This window comes from Burkholderia sp. R-40 (assembly GCF_049942845.1).
GTDB lineage: Bacteria > Pseudomonadota > Gammaproteobacteria > Burkholderiales > Burkholderiaceae > Burkholderia > Burkholderia ambifaria.
Window position 1 is genome coordinate 786,883 of record NZ_CP187967.1, and the last position, 15,399, is coordinate 802,281.

Consider the following 15,399-nt stretch of genomic DNA (forward strand, 5'->3'; position numbering starts at 1 on the left):
CGCGGCGTTGCGCCGTGCGTCGATCGTCGGGAGTGGAATTGAGCATCAGAACGCATCCGACTATCGCGCTGGTCGCGGACGGACTGACATCGTCGAGCCTCGTTTTCGATAGTCGAGTCATTTCGCTGGGTCCCCGCGGATTTCGCTGGCGGCTGGCATTTTCGCGCCCGGACTATTTGCTCGTCGAGTCGGCGTGGTCAGGCGCACGCGATCGATGGAAGTACAAGATCGCCGCGTATCCCGAACACCCGGAACGAACGAATCACGCGCTGATTCGGCTCGTCGAAGCCGCGAAGGATTGTGGCATTCCGACGGTGTTCTGGAACAAGGAGGACTCGGTTCACTTCGATCGTTTCGTGGAAAGTGCGAAGCTGTTCGATCATGTATTTACGGTGGATGCCAATGCCGTGGCGCGGTACAAAGCGGTGATGGGTGAGCAGGCGTCGGTGCACACCTTGATGTTCGCGATTCAGCCCAGGACGCACGGGTTCACCGGCTTCGACTTCAAATTCCGGCGGGCGAATTTCGTCGGCAGCTACAGCAGCGAGAATCACGCGCGTCGCCGCGTGTGGCAGGACGCGTTGTTCGGTGCGGCATGCGGGAGTGGTTTGGGCCTGACCGTCGTCGACCGCAATTCGAGCCGCAAGGCGTCGCATTATCGCTTTCCGGCGCTCGACGGCCTCGATGTCCAGCATGCGGTCCGACACGAACAAACGGCCCAAATGTACCGCGACTACGTCGTGTCCCTGAACGTGAATACCGTCGAGGACTCGCCGACGATGTTCTCGCGGCGTCTGGTCGAGATTCTCGGTTGTGGCGGAATTGCCGTCACCACGCCGGCGCGATCGGTCGATGCGATGTTCGCGGACTTCTGTCATGTCGTGCGCAGCGGCGACGAGGCGAGCGAGCTATTTGCACGGCTGCGCGGTGGTCCGTCCAACAGTGATCTCGAGCGCGCACGAGCCGGTGCGGAGTATGTGGCGAAGCACCATACATGGCAGCATCGCCTCCGCCAGATTGCAGAGGTGTTGGGGCAGTGAGCGCGATCATGCAACGCGGGCGCGATCGTGTGCTGTTGCGCGTGTGGTGGCGATGCGCGGCGCTTGTAAGCGATCGACCGCCGCAGCGCGTACTGGTCCTTGGGGATTCTCACGTTCGTGTGTTCGAGCACGCGTGGTTCGCATTAGCGCTGCCGAACGTGCGATTCGATATCGAATACGTTCCGGGCGCGACCGCGATCGGCATCGACAACCGCCATTCGATTACGTCCGCATTGCTACGTTTCACGAACCGGCTTCAGTCGTCGAGACATGATTGGGTTCTGCTCAATCTCGGTGAAGTCGATACCGCCTATTCGCTGTGGAAACTAGTGGAATTCCGGTCGTGTCCGATCCCTGTATTGCTTGACGAGGCGGTTCGCAACTATTGCGACTTCATCGCCGAAGTGGTCGCGGCTCACCGCGTCGCAGTGCTGAGCGCGCCGCTGCCAACGCTGGCGAACCAGGCCGCGCCGCGCGACGAGACGGCCGCGGTACGTCAACAGGTGTCGGCCACCCAGCGCGAGCGGACAGAGCTGGCGCGGGAATTCAATGCCCGTATCGAACGATATTGCCGCGCGCGCGGGATTCCGTACCTCGATTCAAGTTCGCATGCGCTCGGGGCGGATGGCCTGGTAAAACGGTCCTGGCGCCATCCCCGCCGGTACGATCATCACTATGCGCGTCGGCCGTATGCACGTTGTCTCGTCCAACAGTTGAAGGTGCTGCTTGCGATGTCGCGGGTGAGTACCGAAGGTTCGATCGGGCACGGCGGGACGCGCGACGGGGGGGGAATCATGAGCCATCCGCCGCGCTGGATCGTTCCCATTCAGAGCGTTGGCCTGTGGACATGGTGTGGCACCACCCCCTGGCTCGACGGTGTTGTTTCGTGCGGCTTGCCATGGCAGCGATCCGGCATCTCCGGCATTCTCGGCTGGGGCCTTCGTGAAAGTGGCCAGCGCGCGCAGGCGTGGGCGCTGCGCGCCGGCGTGGACGTGCTGCGCATCGAAGACGGCTTCCTCCGCTCAGTCTCCCTGGGCGTTCTCGGCGATCCCGCCTTGTCGATCGTCATCGACGATCTGGGCATCTACTACGACGCCAGCAGGCCATCCCGTCTCGAGATGCTCGTGAAGGACGCCGCCACGCTGCAGGATGACCATGCCGATGAATCGCGGATCAAGGCCGACCACGCAATGTCCCTAATCGTTCGCCACGGCCTGTCGAAATACAACCACGCACCCGATTTCGTTCCCCCGGACGACTGGCATGACGACGCGGTCCTGGTCATCGACCAGACCAGCGGTGACGTCGCCGTCCGCCTGGGCGGGGCCGACGCGTCGTCGTTCCGCGCGATGCTTGCCGCCGCGCTCGCCGAAAACCCCTGCAAGCCGGTCTGGATCAAGACGCATCCCGACGTGATGTGCGGCAAGAAAGCCGGCTATCTCGTCGACGCTGCATTCGGTGATCCGCGCGTGCGCCTGCTGCCCGCCGATGTCAGTCCGCCTTCGCTGTTGAAGCGGGTCGGGAAGGTCTATGCCGTTTCGTCGCAAATGGGCTTCGAGGCGCTGCTGTGCGGCAAGCCGGTCGTGACATTCGGCTTGCCGTGGTACGCCGGCTGGGGGCTCACCGACGATCGCCATGTGCACGCACCGATCGTTGCCGCTCGTCGCGGCAGCGCGACGCTGCAGCAGCTGTTCGACGCAGCGTATCTGCGCTATTGCCGCTACATCGATCCGCAAACCGGCAGTCGCGGCACGATCTTCGACGTGATCGCCCATCTCGCGAAGCAGCGCCGGCTGAACGAAGTAACGAGAGGCGAGCTCGTGTGCGTCGGGCTGAGCCTGTGGAAGCGCAGCGTGGTCGCGCCGTTTCTACGGCACGGCGGCGCGCGCGTGCGTTTCGTCGACTCGCCGGCGGCGCTGCGGCGACTGCCGCCCGACGCGTCGCGGCGCGTCGTGCTCTGGGGGGCCCGCCGTCCCGATGTCGCTGCGGCCGCGCAGGAACTGGGCTTGCCCGTGCTTCGCATGGAGGACGGGTTCATCCGGTCCGTCGGGCTGGGCTCGAACCTGGTCGCACCGCTTTCGCTCGTGATCGACGATCTCGGCATCTATTTCGATCCGCGCACGCCGTCCCGGCTGGAGGCGATCCTCGAGCGAGGCGGCTTCGACGATGCGGAACTCGCCGAGGCGCGCACCGTGCGCGCGGCGCTGGTCGACGCACGCATTGGCAAGTACAACGTCGGCAACGGTGGCGTCGCGCTGCCGTCGCCCCGTCCGGCGAAAGTGATTCTGGTGCCAGGGCAGGTCGAAGACGATGCATCGATCCGGACTGGCTCGCCGTGGATCTCCACGAATCTCGGCTTGCTGTCGAGGGTGCGGGCCGCCCATCCCGACGCGTTCATCGTCTTCAAGCCGCATCCCGACGTCGTCAGCGGCAATCGCGCGGGTGCCGTTGCGCTGCACGATGCGTGCCGACTCGCCGATGCCGTGGCGCCTGAATCCGACGTGATCGCATGCGTCGAGCAGGCCGACGAAGTGCATACGATGACGTCGTTGACCGGCTTCGAGGCGCTGCTGCGCGGCAAGCGGGTCGTCTGCTACGGTGCGCCGTTTTATGCAGGCTGGGGGCTGACGAATGACGTCTTCGCGAGCGTGTCGCCAGGCGCCGCGCACATGCCGATCGGCGGCGATAGATCCGATACCCATCCGGTCTGGTCGCGTCGCAGTCGCCGGCTGACGCTCGACGAGCTGATTGCCGGGACGCTGCTGCGCTATCCACGTTATGTCCATCCGGTATCCCGCGCCGTGGTCGACGCGCAACACGCAATCGGATTGCTGCACTCGCAGCGACAGTCGACGGGGCAGGGCAAGTTGAAGCGAAATCGACTTGAGCAACAGTCCGGGAAAGTCAAGATGTGGATGCTGACGACTTACTCGGAATATCGGATTTCGGCGCGCAAGAAGCTTTACATGTCGCTGCAGCGCTGGCTCGCGAAGCTTTAGCCGGCAGCCATCGGGGGACGGTGCCGACGGGTTCGATAACGCAAATCAACGTTAGCGTTTTTCAAGCGACCAAGGTTGTATGGTTATCTCGTAAAACGATACAATCGTTCACCTATAAATCCGGGGCGAAAAATCGGGGCAGGGCGGTGATTTAAACTGCTGGCGCATTCAGCGTTCATTTCGTGTGCGTGCGTAAAAATATTGAAAAATGATAAATCATATTAATAATGCGACGCTCTTTTCTGGTTCTGCAGGGCACGGCATCGCCGTTCTTTAGCCGGTTGGCCGATGCGTTGCGGAGTCGCGGCCATCGCGTTCGCAGGATTAATTTCTGTGGAGGAGACCTGGTCTATTCCGGCAACGGTGCTGCGAGCGATTACACCGCGCATCCGGACGAGCTTGCCGCGTGGTATGCGGCAGCACTTCGAACCGGCGACGTGACGGATGTGATCCTGTTCGGCGACTGCCGGGCCATTCACCGGCCCGTGCATCCTGTCGCCCGCGATCATGGCGTTGCCGTGCATGTATTCGAGGAAGGATACGTGCGTCCGCATTGGCTGACACTCGAGCGCCATGGCGTGAATGGCCGCTCATTGCTGCCGCGCGATCCGGCGTGGTATCTGGATCAGCGCGGCGTAACGCCACCGCGCGAGCTCGGGCAGGCCACCGGATATCGGCTGGCCGTGCGTGCCTATCACGACATGCGCTATCGGGCGGCCAATACACTGTATCGATCCCGTTTTCCGAATTACCACAGCCATCGTCCGCGCAACGGTTTTGTCGAATACGCGGGACTGGCAACCCGCGCGTTGAAACAACCGATATTCGATCGCGAGTCCACGCGCGTGACGCACGGTCTGCTTGGCCGGCGGCCCTATTATCTGTTTCCGCTGCAGGTCAATGCGGACGCGCAAATCGTCCACCATTCGCCATTCGGCAGCGTGCGCGCATCGATCGACGTCGTACTGCAATCATTCGCGCAGCACGCGCCCGACGGACACGACCTGCTGGTCAAGAACCATCCGCTGGATACGGGCGTGTTTGATTATCGCGGGCACGTCCGGCAGCTTGCGCGCGCGCTTGGGGTGGCGGATCGCGTGTCGTTCATCGACGCCGGCCACCTGCCGACGCTGCTCGATCACGCACGTGGCGTGGTGCTGGTCAACAGTACGACCGGGATGTCGGCGCTTTACCACCATTGCCCGCTGATCGCACTGGGCGTCGCGATCTACGACATGCCGGGGCTGACGTGGCAAGGCGGGCTCGACAGTTTCTGGGCACATGCCGAGCGGCCCGACGAACGCCTGTTCCATGCCTTTCTGGATTATGTGATTCATCACACGCAGATCAACGGCGACTTCTACACGGATACCGGCATCGAGATGGCCGTGGCGGGTGCGGTGCGACGACTGGAGGCCACCCACGTGGAGATCGAGCATGCGTTCGCATGAACCGCGTCATGTCGTGATCACCGGCGCGACTGCCGGACTCGGGCGTGCGCTGGCGCTCGCCTATGCCGCGCCCGGCGTCGTTGTCGGGTTGATCGGCCGCGATGCCGCGCGCCTCGACGAGGTCGCGGCTGCCTGCCGGGCGCGTGGCGCGGCGGTCGAATGCGGTCGCGTCGACGTGTGCGACGCCGAAGCGATGCGCACGTGGCTGAACGCGTTCGACGACACGCACCCGATCGATCTGCTGATCGCGAACGCGGGCGTGGCGAGCACGCTGGCGCACGCCGACGATTGGGAGGAACTCGAGCGCACAGCCGTGGTGGTCGATACGAATTTGTACGGCGCGCTGCATGCGGTGCTGCCGGTGATCGCCCGCATGCGCGCGCGCCGCCGTGGCCACGTTGCGATGGTCAGCTCGCTCGCGGCGTTGCGCGGGATGGCGATTTCGCCCGCCTATTGCGCGAGCAAGGCGGCGATCAAGGCCTATGGCGATTCGGTGCGGCCGGTACTCGCACGCGACGGCATCAGGATGTCGATCGTGCTGCCCGGATTCGTGAAGACCGCGATGAGCGACGTATTTCCGGGTGACAAGCCGTTCATGTGGTCGGCCGATCGCGCTGCGCAGCATATTCGCCGCAGGCTGCACGCGGGACGAGCGGAAATCGCGTTTCCGGGCGCGCTCGCCTTCGGGATGCGTTTGCTGACGCTGTTGCCGGCGCTGCTCGCCGATGCGATTCTCGGCAAGCTGTCGTACTTGCCGCGCGAGGGGCGCTAGCATGTCCGGCACGCTGGCACTCGTCTACGCGATGGCATTGGCCGCGTCGTTCGGCCTCGATGCCGTCGCGGTGCCGCGTGCGCCGTTGCGCAGGCCCTGGCGTGCCGTGCTTCTGCATGTGGCGGCCGTGTCGTTCGTTGGCGCTTGCGTGCTGATCGCCACGTCGCGGCCGGTGTTTTCCGCTGGCATCGCGGCGGCGCTGGTGGCGCTGCTGGCCGCCATCAGCAACGCGAAGTCCGAATCGCTGCGCGAACCCTTCGTCTTTACCGATCTCAGCCTGTTCAGCCAGTTGTTTGCCCATCCGCGGCTCTATCTGCCGTTCCTGAGCGCCGGCAAGGTCGTCGCGATCGCGGCCGGCGTCGTGCTGCTCGTCGCGGGCTGCCTGCTTGACCATGCAGTGGCGCCCGCACGCGCGGCCGCCGCGGCTGTCGCCCTCGTCTGCCTACTGATCGGAGTGTGGCTGGCCGCACGCTTGCCATTGACGCTCGATGCGGCGGCGGACCAGCAGCGACATGGTTTCTTCGCGGTGTTCGTCGCCTATTTGCTCAATGGTTTGCGGCCCGCAACGCTGAAGACGTTCGACGCCGCAGCCCGTGCGAGCCGATTCTCGTCCGGCTCGCCGTCGCGTACGCCCGACGTCGTCGTGATTCAAAGCGAGTCGTTCTTCGATATCCGGCGCGCGACGTCCGCGATCGCGCCGTCGTTGCTGTCGGCGTTCGATCAAGCCCGGCGCGAAGCCATCGCGCACGGCAAGCTGACCGTTCCCGCATGGGGCGCGAATACGATGCGCACGGAGTTCGCGGTTCTCACGGGCATTCCCGCCGATCAACTTGGATACGCGCGCTTCTATCCGTATGCGTTTCTGCGCAAGGTGTGTCCGTCGCTTGCTGGGTGGTTCAGGCGCGGCGGCTACAGGACGCTCGCGGTGCATCCGTATCACGCGGATTTCTTCGGGCGCGATCGCGTGTTTCCGCTGATGCACTTCGACGCGTTCATGGACATTCGCAGCTTCGACGGTCGTGCGTGCGTCGGGCCGTACGTCGCGGACGCGGCCGTCGCCGACGCGATCATCGACGTGCTGGACGCCCCGCGGGAGCAACCCGCGTTCGTCTTCGCGATGACGATGGAGAACCACGGGCCGCTTCATCTGGAGACGGTGGTCGCTGGTGAAGCGGCTCGCTACCATTCGCTCGGCGACGACGATGCGTGGCACGACCTGACCGCATACCTGCGTCACCTCGATAACGCCAACCGGATGATCGCGCGACTGCTCGATCATCTGAGGCAAAGCGACCGCGAGACGATCGTCTGCTTCTACGGAGACCACGTACCGGCCATGCGGCGCGTGTTCGACAAGCTCGGTGTGCTGCCCGATCGCAGCGACTATTTCGTCTGGAAGAATGATGCGAGCGCCAATGCCTGCGCACAGGATATCCGGGCAGAAGAACTGGGCCGAATACTGATGTCGGCCGTCACCCATTCGAACGAGCCGCGTGCGTGTGATCGCAATGCGCTGGCCAAATCAGAAAGAGCATGAACAAGCAAATAGCGATCATCGGGATGGCGTGTCGGTTCCCCGGTGGCGTCGAGAGTCCCGACGACTTCTGGCAACTGCTGCGCGACGAACGCGATGCCGTGACCGCCATTCCACCGGACCGTTTCGGCACGGCGTTTTATCAGCACCCGTCGAAACGGGAGCCGGGAAAGAGCTACACGTTCGCGGCGGGCGTCGTTGACGACGTCGCGGGCTTCGACGCCGAATTCTTCGGCATCTCGCCGCGCGAGGCGGCGCAGATGGATCCGCAGCAGCGGCTGTTGCTCGAACTCGCATGGGAGGCGTTCGAAGACGCCGGCGTGCGTCCCGCCGCGATGCGCGGACGCGACTGCGGCGTGTTCGTCGGCGTGGCGGGCATGGATTACGGCAACCGCAATATGGACGACATGAACACGATCGATCCATATTCGGCGACCGGCAACACGCTCAGCATCGCGTCGAACCGCGTGTCCTACCTGTTCGACCTGCGCGGCCCGAGCCTGTCGGTCGATACCGCATGCTCGTCCTCGCTCGTCGCACTCCATCAGGCGGTCCGCGCGCTGCAGTCCGGCGAGACCGCGATGGCGCTGGCCGGCGGCGTCAACCTGCTGCTGCATCCGTTCGGTTTCGTCAGTTTCTCGAAGGCGTCGATGCTGTCGCCGCGTGGCCGTTGCCGCGCGTTCGATGCGACCGGCGACGGCTACGTGCGCGCCGAAGGCGGCGCGTTCGTGCTGCTCAAGCCGCTTGACCAGGCGCTGGCCGATGGCGACACGATCCATGCGGTCATCGCCGGATCGGGCGTGAACTCGGATGGCCATTCGCACGGCGGCATCAACGTGCCGGCGGCGGCGACGCAGGCCGACCTGCTGCGCGCCGTCTATCGACGCGCAGGCGTCGACCCGCGCACGCTCGCCTATCTCGAGGCGCATGGCACGGGCACCGCGGTCGGCGATCCGATCGAGGCGCGTGCATTGATCGACGCGGTATCGGGCGGCCGGCCCGAGTCCGATCCGCTGCTGATCGGCTCGGTCAAGACCAATATCGGACACCTCGAAACGGCATCGGGCATGGCGGGCCTGCTGAAGGCCGTGCTGTGCCTGAAGCACCGCGCGGTGCCGCGCTCGCTGCATTTCGACACACCCAATCCCGGCATCGATTTCGAAGGCGGCCGCTTGCGCGTGGTCGATCGGCTCACGCCGCTCGAGCGCGGCGATGCACCGCTGACGATCGGCATCAACTCGTTCGGCTTCGGTGGCACGAATGCACACGTCGTCCTCACCGAAGCGGCGGCGCCGGCGCCAGTCGTGCAGCCGGTTGCGACGATCGATGCGCCGCTGCCGCCGCTCGTGCTGGCCGCACGCTCGCCGGCCGCGCTGGCAGCCGTCGCCGCACGTCATCTCGCACGCGTGCAGTCGGGTGCTGACTGGGCCGCGCTCGCCGCCGCAGCCGCGCGGCGTCGCCAGTGGCTCGAGCATCGCGCGGTCGTCGCACCGGCCAATCGGGCCGAAGGGCTGGCGGCGCTCGCGGCACTGGCCGAGCCGTCGGAGCACGGTTTGCCGGCGTGTGCCGTGCAGGGGCAGGCCGTTGAAGACGACGCGCCGGTCGCGTTCGTCTACGCGGGCAACGGCTGTCAATGGGCCGGGATGGGCAAGCGACTCTATGCCGAGGATGCCGTGTTTCGCGCGGCACTCGACGAAGTCGACGTGCTTTGGCGTGCGGACGGCAACGCATCGCTCGTCGAAGTCATGTGCGAAGGCGTCGACGCCGAATGGCTCGCCGCGACCGAGAACGCGCAGCCACTGTTGTTCGCGATGCAGGTCGGCATCACGCGCGTACTGACCGCGCGCGGCATCCGCTTCGATGCAGTGGTCGGCCACAGTGTCGGCGAGATCGCCGCGGCCTGGGCGTCGGGCGCGCTCACGCTCGCCCAGGCCGTGCGCGTGATCCGGATTCGCAGCGGCGCCCAGGGCCTGACGCGCGGCGCGGGCAGGATGGCGGCGGCTGGTATCGGCGAAGCCGCGGCGCGCGACTGGATCGCGCGTCTCGATCTCGTCGCGGCCATTGAAATCGCGGGCACCAACAGCCCCGACGCGGTGACGCTCGCGGGCTCGCAAGCCGCACTGGAGGCGATCGGTGCGGCATTGACGGGCGCGGGCCATTTCTACCAGCTGCTCGAGCTCGATTACGCGTTCCACAGCCGACGCATGGACGCGATCGAACCGATCGTGCGCGACGGGCTGGCCGATCTCGCGCCGCGCGATACCCATACGCGGTTCGTGTCGACGGTGACCGGCGACACGCTGCCGGGTACCGCGCTCGATGCGGGTTACTGGTGGCGCAACATTCGCGAGCCGGTCCGTTTCGGCGAAGCAATTGCGCACCTGGCCGACGATCGCGTGCGCGTGTTCGTCGAGATCGCGCCGCACGCGATCCTGCGCACGTATGTGAAGCAGACGCTGGCCGCGCGCAACGCGCCGGGTGTCGTCGTGCCGACACTCAAGCGTCAGCACGATAGCGCGGAGATGCTCGCCCATTCGGTCCTGTCGGCGGTCGCGCAGGGTGCGCGCGTCGATCTCGACCGCTTCGTTCCCGACGCGCCGCATGCCGCGCTGCCGACCTATCCGTGGCAGCGCGAGCGTTACTGGCTGGTGCCGAGCGTCGAGGGCTACGGGCTCGTGAACCGGCGCGTCGATCATCCGCTGCTCGGCTATCGCCTGCACGAGCATGCGTTCGCCTGGGAGAACCAGCTCGATCCGCAGCGCGTGCCGATGCTCGCCGATCACGTCGTCGATGGTGGTATCGCGTTCCCGGGCGCCGGTTATGTCGAGATGGCGCTCGCGGCGGCGCGCACGTTCTTCGGCACACCGGATGTGGCCATCGAGAACGTCGAGATCCGCATGCCGGTGGTGTTCCAGCCGCAGCATGCGAAGCTGTTCCGGTTCGCGATCGACGTGCGCACCGCGTCGTTTACGATCGAGACGCGCGACCGGATGACGGAAGGCCCGTGGAACCTGAACGTGACGGGGCGCCTGCTCGAAAGCGGCAATACGCTCGACGCGGACAGCGCGCCGGATGCTTGCGTCATCGCGCACCTGCAGTCACGTCCGGCACTGTCCGGTGATGCGCTGTATGCGGGTACGACGGCAATCGGTCTGAGCTACGGACCGGCGTTCCGGTGGGTGCGATCGCTGCGCGTGTCGGGCGACGACGCGCTGGCCGAGCTCGAGGTGCCGTCGGTCCTTGCCGACGCGCGTGCGCGGTCGGACTATCTGCTGCATCCGGCACTGATGGACAGCGGCTTCCATCCGCTGTTCGCCGTGCTGGGGCAGGCCGGCGCCGCGCCGGACGATGCGCATGCGGCATTCGTACCGGTCCAGATCGGCCGTGTGGATTTCCTGAGTGGTGAAGCGATTCGCCGCGTGCTGGCGCGCATCCATCGTCGCAGCCCGCATTCGATCGTCGCGTCGTTCGAATTCATCGACGCGCACGGCAGAGTCGTCGCGCGCCTCGGCGCGTGCCGCTTCCGTCGCGTCGATCTCGCCGGGCGCCGTCATGGCGCGCCGGCGCGCTTTGCCTATGTGCTCGAAGCGCGGCCGCTGCAAGCCGGTTATACCGCCGACGGGCTGCCGCCGCCGGGTGTGCTCGTCGAGCGAGCGAACGCGCATGTCGCGGCACGTGAGGACCTCGCGCGCCGCACGCGGCATCTGACCGAAATGCTGCCGCTGCTCGACGTGCTGGCCGGTCTGCACGCGCTCGATGCGCTGGATGCGCTTGGCGCATTCGCCCAGCCGGCACGCCCGGCGCACGCAGCCTCGCGACTGGTCGCGCGACTGGCGGAGATCGTCGTCGAGGATGGGCTGGCCCGCTTCGACGGCGATCGTCTGGTTCGCGACGACGAGGCCTGCGTGGCGATGCCCGCGCGTGACGCGCTGTGGCGCGACGTGCTGGCGGCATCGCCGGCCCATGTCGCCGAACTGACGTTGCTGGCGCACGTCGGGGCGGCGCTGCCGCGCGTGCTGCGCGACGCGTCGCCTGCGGGCGCGCTGCTGTCGTCGACTGGGCGCAGTCTGGTCGAGCAGTTCTTCGATGCCTCGCCGACGTGGGCGCATGCGCGCGCGCTGCTCGCCGCCTGCGTGACGCAGGCTGTCGCGGCGTGGCCGGATGCACGCCGCTTGCGTGTACTGGAGATCGGTACCGCGAACGGCGACGTGCTGCAACCGCTCGACGTGGATGTACCGGCCGGTCGCTGCGAATACATGCTGGCGGGTACGCAGCAGCAGCTTGCCGGGTTCGACGCGGAAGCGCATGCACATGTGCGGACGCTGGTGTTTGCGACCGACGCGCCGCTGTTCTCGCAATGCCGCGATACGACGCCGTTCGACATCGTGATCGTCAACCGGATGCTGGGCGATCACCCGAACCCGCTCGCCGCGCTGACGGCAATCGCCGAACGGCTCGCGCCGGGCGGGCTCGTCGTCGTCGCCGAGGCGCGCCGCAGCCGCTTCTCCGACATCGTGTTCGGTGCGGCCGGCGGCGAAGTTGCCGCCAGTGCGTATGGCGCGCTGGCGCCCGCCGCGCTCGCGTCGATGTGCGAACGCGCCGGGCTGGTCGACGTGGTGCGCGATACCGAGCAAGGCCTCGATCTCGAAGGCGTGCCGACCTTCATCGTCGCGCGCAAGCCGGGAGCCGACGCGCAAATGGCAGCCGCTTCGTCAGCCGACGATCGAGCGCATCGCATGGCCGGGAGCGACGGCGCGCACTGGCTGATCGTGCAGGACGATGACGACGCGTTCGGCACCGCCGTGGCGGGCGAACTCGAGCGGCTGGGTTGTCGCGCCGAGTCGGCATCGGTGCGTGACGCCGCGGCATGGTCGGCGCGCCAGCCGGCCGAACGTTCGGCGCATGTCGTGTTCGTTGCGCCGCTCGCGTCGCTGGACACGGCCGACGGTGCAGCCGTGATGCGCGCGCAGCAAGGCGGCGCGCTCGCGCTGGCATCGCTCGTGCGCGACCTCGATGCGGCCGGCGCCACGGAGCGCGGCAGACTGTGTGTCGTGACGCGCGGCGGTGCGCCGTTCGCAACCGATGCATCATCGTCACATCCCGAACACGGAACGTTGTGGGGTCTCGGCCGTGTGATGGCGAACGAGTATCCGACGCTGCCGATTCGGTTGATCGACGTCGATCAGGCCGTCGAACACCCGGCGCTGCAGCTTGCGATGGCGCTGCTTGGCGACGATGGCGAGGAAGAAGTGCTGCTTGCGCCGCAGGGTCGCTACGTGCCCCGCATGCTGCCGGCCGCGCACGCGGCCGGGCGTGAGCGTGCGCTGCCGAGCGCATCGGACCATCCGGGCGCACGACTCGCGTTCGACATGCCGGGTTCGTTGCGCAACCTCGAATGGTTCGCGATGCCGGCACGCGATCTCGCCGCTGGAGAAGTCGAGATCGAGCCGATGGCGACGGGGCTCAATTTCCGCGACGTGATGTACGCGATGGGGCTGCTGTCGGACGAGGCCGTCGAGACGGGCTTCGCGGGCGCGACGATCGGCATGGAAATGTCGGGGCGGGTGGCCCGGGTCGGCCCGGACGTCGACGGCCTGGCACCGGGCGACGCGGTGCTGGGTTTCGCGCCGGCATCGTTCGCAACGCGCGTGGTCACGCGCGCAACCGCGATCGCACGCAAGCCCGAGTCGATGTCGTTCGAGGAGGCTGCCACCGTCCCGACGACGTTCTTCACCGCGTACTACGCCCTGTGCGAACTGGCGCGGCTGCGGCGCGGCGAGCGCGTGCTCGTGCACGGTGGCGCGGGCGGGGTCGGCATCGCGGCGATCCAGATCGCGCGGCATCTCGGCGCGGAAGTCTTCGCCACCGCCGGCAGCGACGAGAAGCGCGAGTTCATTCGCCTGCTCGGTGTCGAGCACGTGTTCGATTCGCGCAGCCTCGCGTTCGCCGACGAGATCCGCGCGCGCACGAACGGCGAAGGCGTCGACATCGTGCTCAACTCGCTCGCCGGCGAGGCGATGGTGCGCAGTATCGATACGCTGCGTCCGTTCGGCCGCTTCCTCGAACTCGGCAAGCGCGATTTCTACGAGAACAGCCAGATCGGCCTGCGGCCATTCCGCAACAACATCAGCTATTTCGGCATCGACGCCGATCAGCTGATGGGGGTGCTGCCGTCGCTGACGACACGGCTGTTCGAGGAAGTGATGGCTCTGTTCTCGGACGGCGTGCTGCATCCGTTGCCGTACCGCGCATTCCCGGCCGCGCGTGCGGAGGAGGCGTTCCGCTACATGCAGCAGGCGCGCCAGATCGGCAAGGTGCTCGTCACCTATCCGTCCGGCACGCCGGTACCGACGCGTGGTGTCGCATTGCCGACGCTGCGGCTCGACCCGCATGCGGCGTACCTGATCGTCGGCGGCACCGGCGGGCTCGGATTCGCGACCGCACGCTGGATGATCGAGAGCGGCGCGCGGCATTTGACGCTCGCGAGCCGCGGCGGCGCACTGGACGCGGAGATGCAGGCGGAAGCCGATCGCTGGCGCGACGCGCTCGGCGCGGACGTGTCGGTCGAGCGATGCGACGTGACCGACGGCGCGGCGCTCGACGGCCTCGTCGACGAGATCGAGCGTCGCGGGACGCCGCTCAAGGGTGTGCTGCATTCGGCGATGCAGATCGACGACGGGCTGCTGCGCAACGTCGACGACGCGCGCTTCGCGGCCGTGCTCGAACCGAAGGTTGCGGGCGCATGGAACCTGCATCGCGCGACGCGGCGTTGTGCGCTCGATTTCTTCGTCGTGTATTCGTCGGCGACGACCTTTCTCGGCAATCCGGGGCAGGGCGCGTATGTGGCCGCCAACGGTTTCCTCGAGGCGTTGGTCGCACATCGTCGCGCGGTCGGCCAGCCGGCCATGTTCATGGCGTGGGGGCCGATCGAGGACGTCGGCTTCCTCGCGCGCAACGCCGGCACGCGCGAGGCGTTGCAGTCGCGTATCGGCGGGGCGTCGATCACGTCGAACGAGGCGATGGCCGCGCTCGAACGCGCGCTGGTGCAAGGAGGCGCCGGCGAAGCCGTCGTGCGTCTGGACTGGGGCGCCGTCTCGCGCGGCATGCCGGCCGCGCACGCGCGGCGTTACGCGGCGTTGCAGGCGGGTGGCGCGGCCGAGACGACGAGCGAGGATCGCATGTTGCTGGAGCAGGTGCGTGCGTTGCCGCCTGCCGACGCTGTCGCGCTCGTCGAGACGGCACTGCGCGGCCAGATCGCGCGGATTCTGCACATGTCGCCAGAGCGTGTCGACGCCGGCCGGTCGGTCCTCGATCTCGGGATGGATTCGCTGATGGGCATGGAGCTAGGCATGGCAGTCGAGGAGACGTTCGGCGTCAAGCTGTCGATCATGGCGATCGCGGAAGGGGCGACGGTGCATACGCTGGCCGAGCGCATCGTCGAGTTGCTCGATACGCAGAGCGGCGAAGAACAAGCCACGGCAGAGGACGAACTGGCGCAAGCGCTGGCCGCGCGGCATGGGCTGGGTGATGAAGCGCGGGCCGAGCTCGAGCGGGGGTCGAATTGAACGAGCCAGGAAGCGAAGGCGTGCCAGTCGACGCGGAG

Annotated in this window: 6 protein-coding genes; all 6 read left to right on the forward strand. The window is 66.7% G+C overall.

The window, feature by feature from the left end:
- Positions 1 to 32 precede the first annotated feature (32 nt).
- The 6 genes from ACP26O_RS03565 to ACP26O_RS03590 all read left to right on the forward strand — a co-directional run bounded on the left by ACP26O_RS03565 (position 33) and on the right by ACP26O_RS03590 (position 15,361).
- Complete coding sequence (locus ACP26O_RS03565; RefSeq protein WP_426282727.1) at positions 33 to 1,040, forward strand: CgeB family protein; 1,008 nt, start codon at positions 33 to 35, stop codon at positions 1,038 to 1,040.
- On the forward strand, positions 1,037 to 4,039 hold the full coding sequence (locus ACP26O_RS03570) for a capsular polysaccharide biosynthesis protein (protein ID WP_244099025.1): 3,003 nt from the start codon (positions 1,037 to 1,039) through the stop codon (positions 4,037 to 4,039). The genes ACP26O_RS03565 and ACP26O_RS03570 overlap by 4 nt, the downstream gene beginning before the upstream one ends.
- A gap of 227 nt (positions 4,040 to 4,266) precedes the next feature.
- Complete coding sequence (locus tag ACP26O_RS03575; RefSeq protein WP_175665262.1) at positions 4,267 to 5,490, forward strand: capsule biosynthesis protein; 1,224 nt, start codon at positions 4,267 to 4,269, stop codon at positions 5,488 to 5,490.
- Positions 5,477 to 6,262: an SDR family NAD(P)-dependent oxidoreductase gene (locus ACP26O_RS03580; protein ID WP_175665261.1), complete on the forward strand. Its 786-nt coding sequence runs from the start codon at positions 5,477 to 5,479 to the stop codon at positions 6,260 to 6,262. Before ACP26O_RS03575 ends, ACP26O_RS03580 begins: the two co-directional genes overlap by 14 nt.
- 1 nt (position 6,263) lies before the next feature.
- Positions 6,264 to 7,799: an LTA synthase family protein gene (locus tag ACP26O_RS03585; protein WP_175665260.1), complete on the forward strand. Its 1,536-nt coding sequence runs from the start codon at positions 6,264 to 6,266 to the stop codon at positions 7,797 to 7,799.
- On the forward strand, positions 7,796 to 15,361 hold the full coding sequence (locus tag ACP26O_RS03590; RefSeq protein WP_175665259.1) for a type I polyketide synthase: 7,566 nt from the start codon (positions 7,796 to 7,798) through the stop codon (positions 15,359 to 15,361). The genes ACP26O_RS03585 and ACP26O_RS03590 overlap by 4 nt, the downstream gene beginning before the upstream one ends.
- The last annotated feature ends 38 nt before the right edge of the window (positions 15,362 to 15,399 follow it).

What these genes read in the sequence shown, in the direction of transcription:
- ACP26O_RS03575 (WP_175665262.1), top strand. Translation starts at nt 4,267, where the DNA reads ATGCGACGCTCTTTTCTGGTTCTGCAGGGCACGGCATCGCCGTTCTTT.
- ACP26O_RS03580 (WP_175665261.1), top strand. Translation starts at nt 5,477, where the DNA reads ATGCGTTCGCATGAACCGCGTCATGTCGTGATCACCGGCGCGACTGCC.
- ACP26O_RS03585 (WP_175665260.1), top strand. Translation starts at nt 6,264, where the DNA reads ATGTCCGGCACGCTGGCACTCGTCTACGCGATGGCATTGGCCGCGTCG.
- ACP26O_RS03590 (WP_175665259.1), top strand. Translation starts at nt 7,796, where the DNA reads ATGAACAAGCAAATAGCGATCATCGGGATGGCGTGTCGGTTCCCCGGT.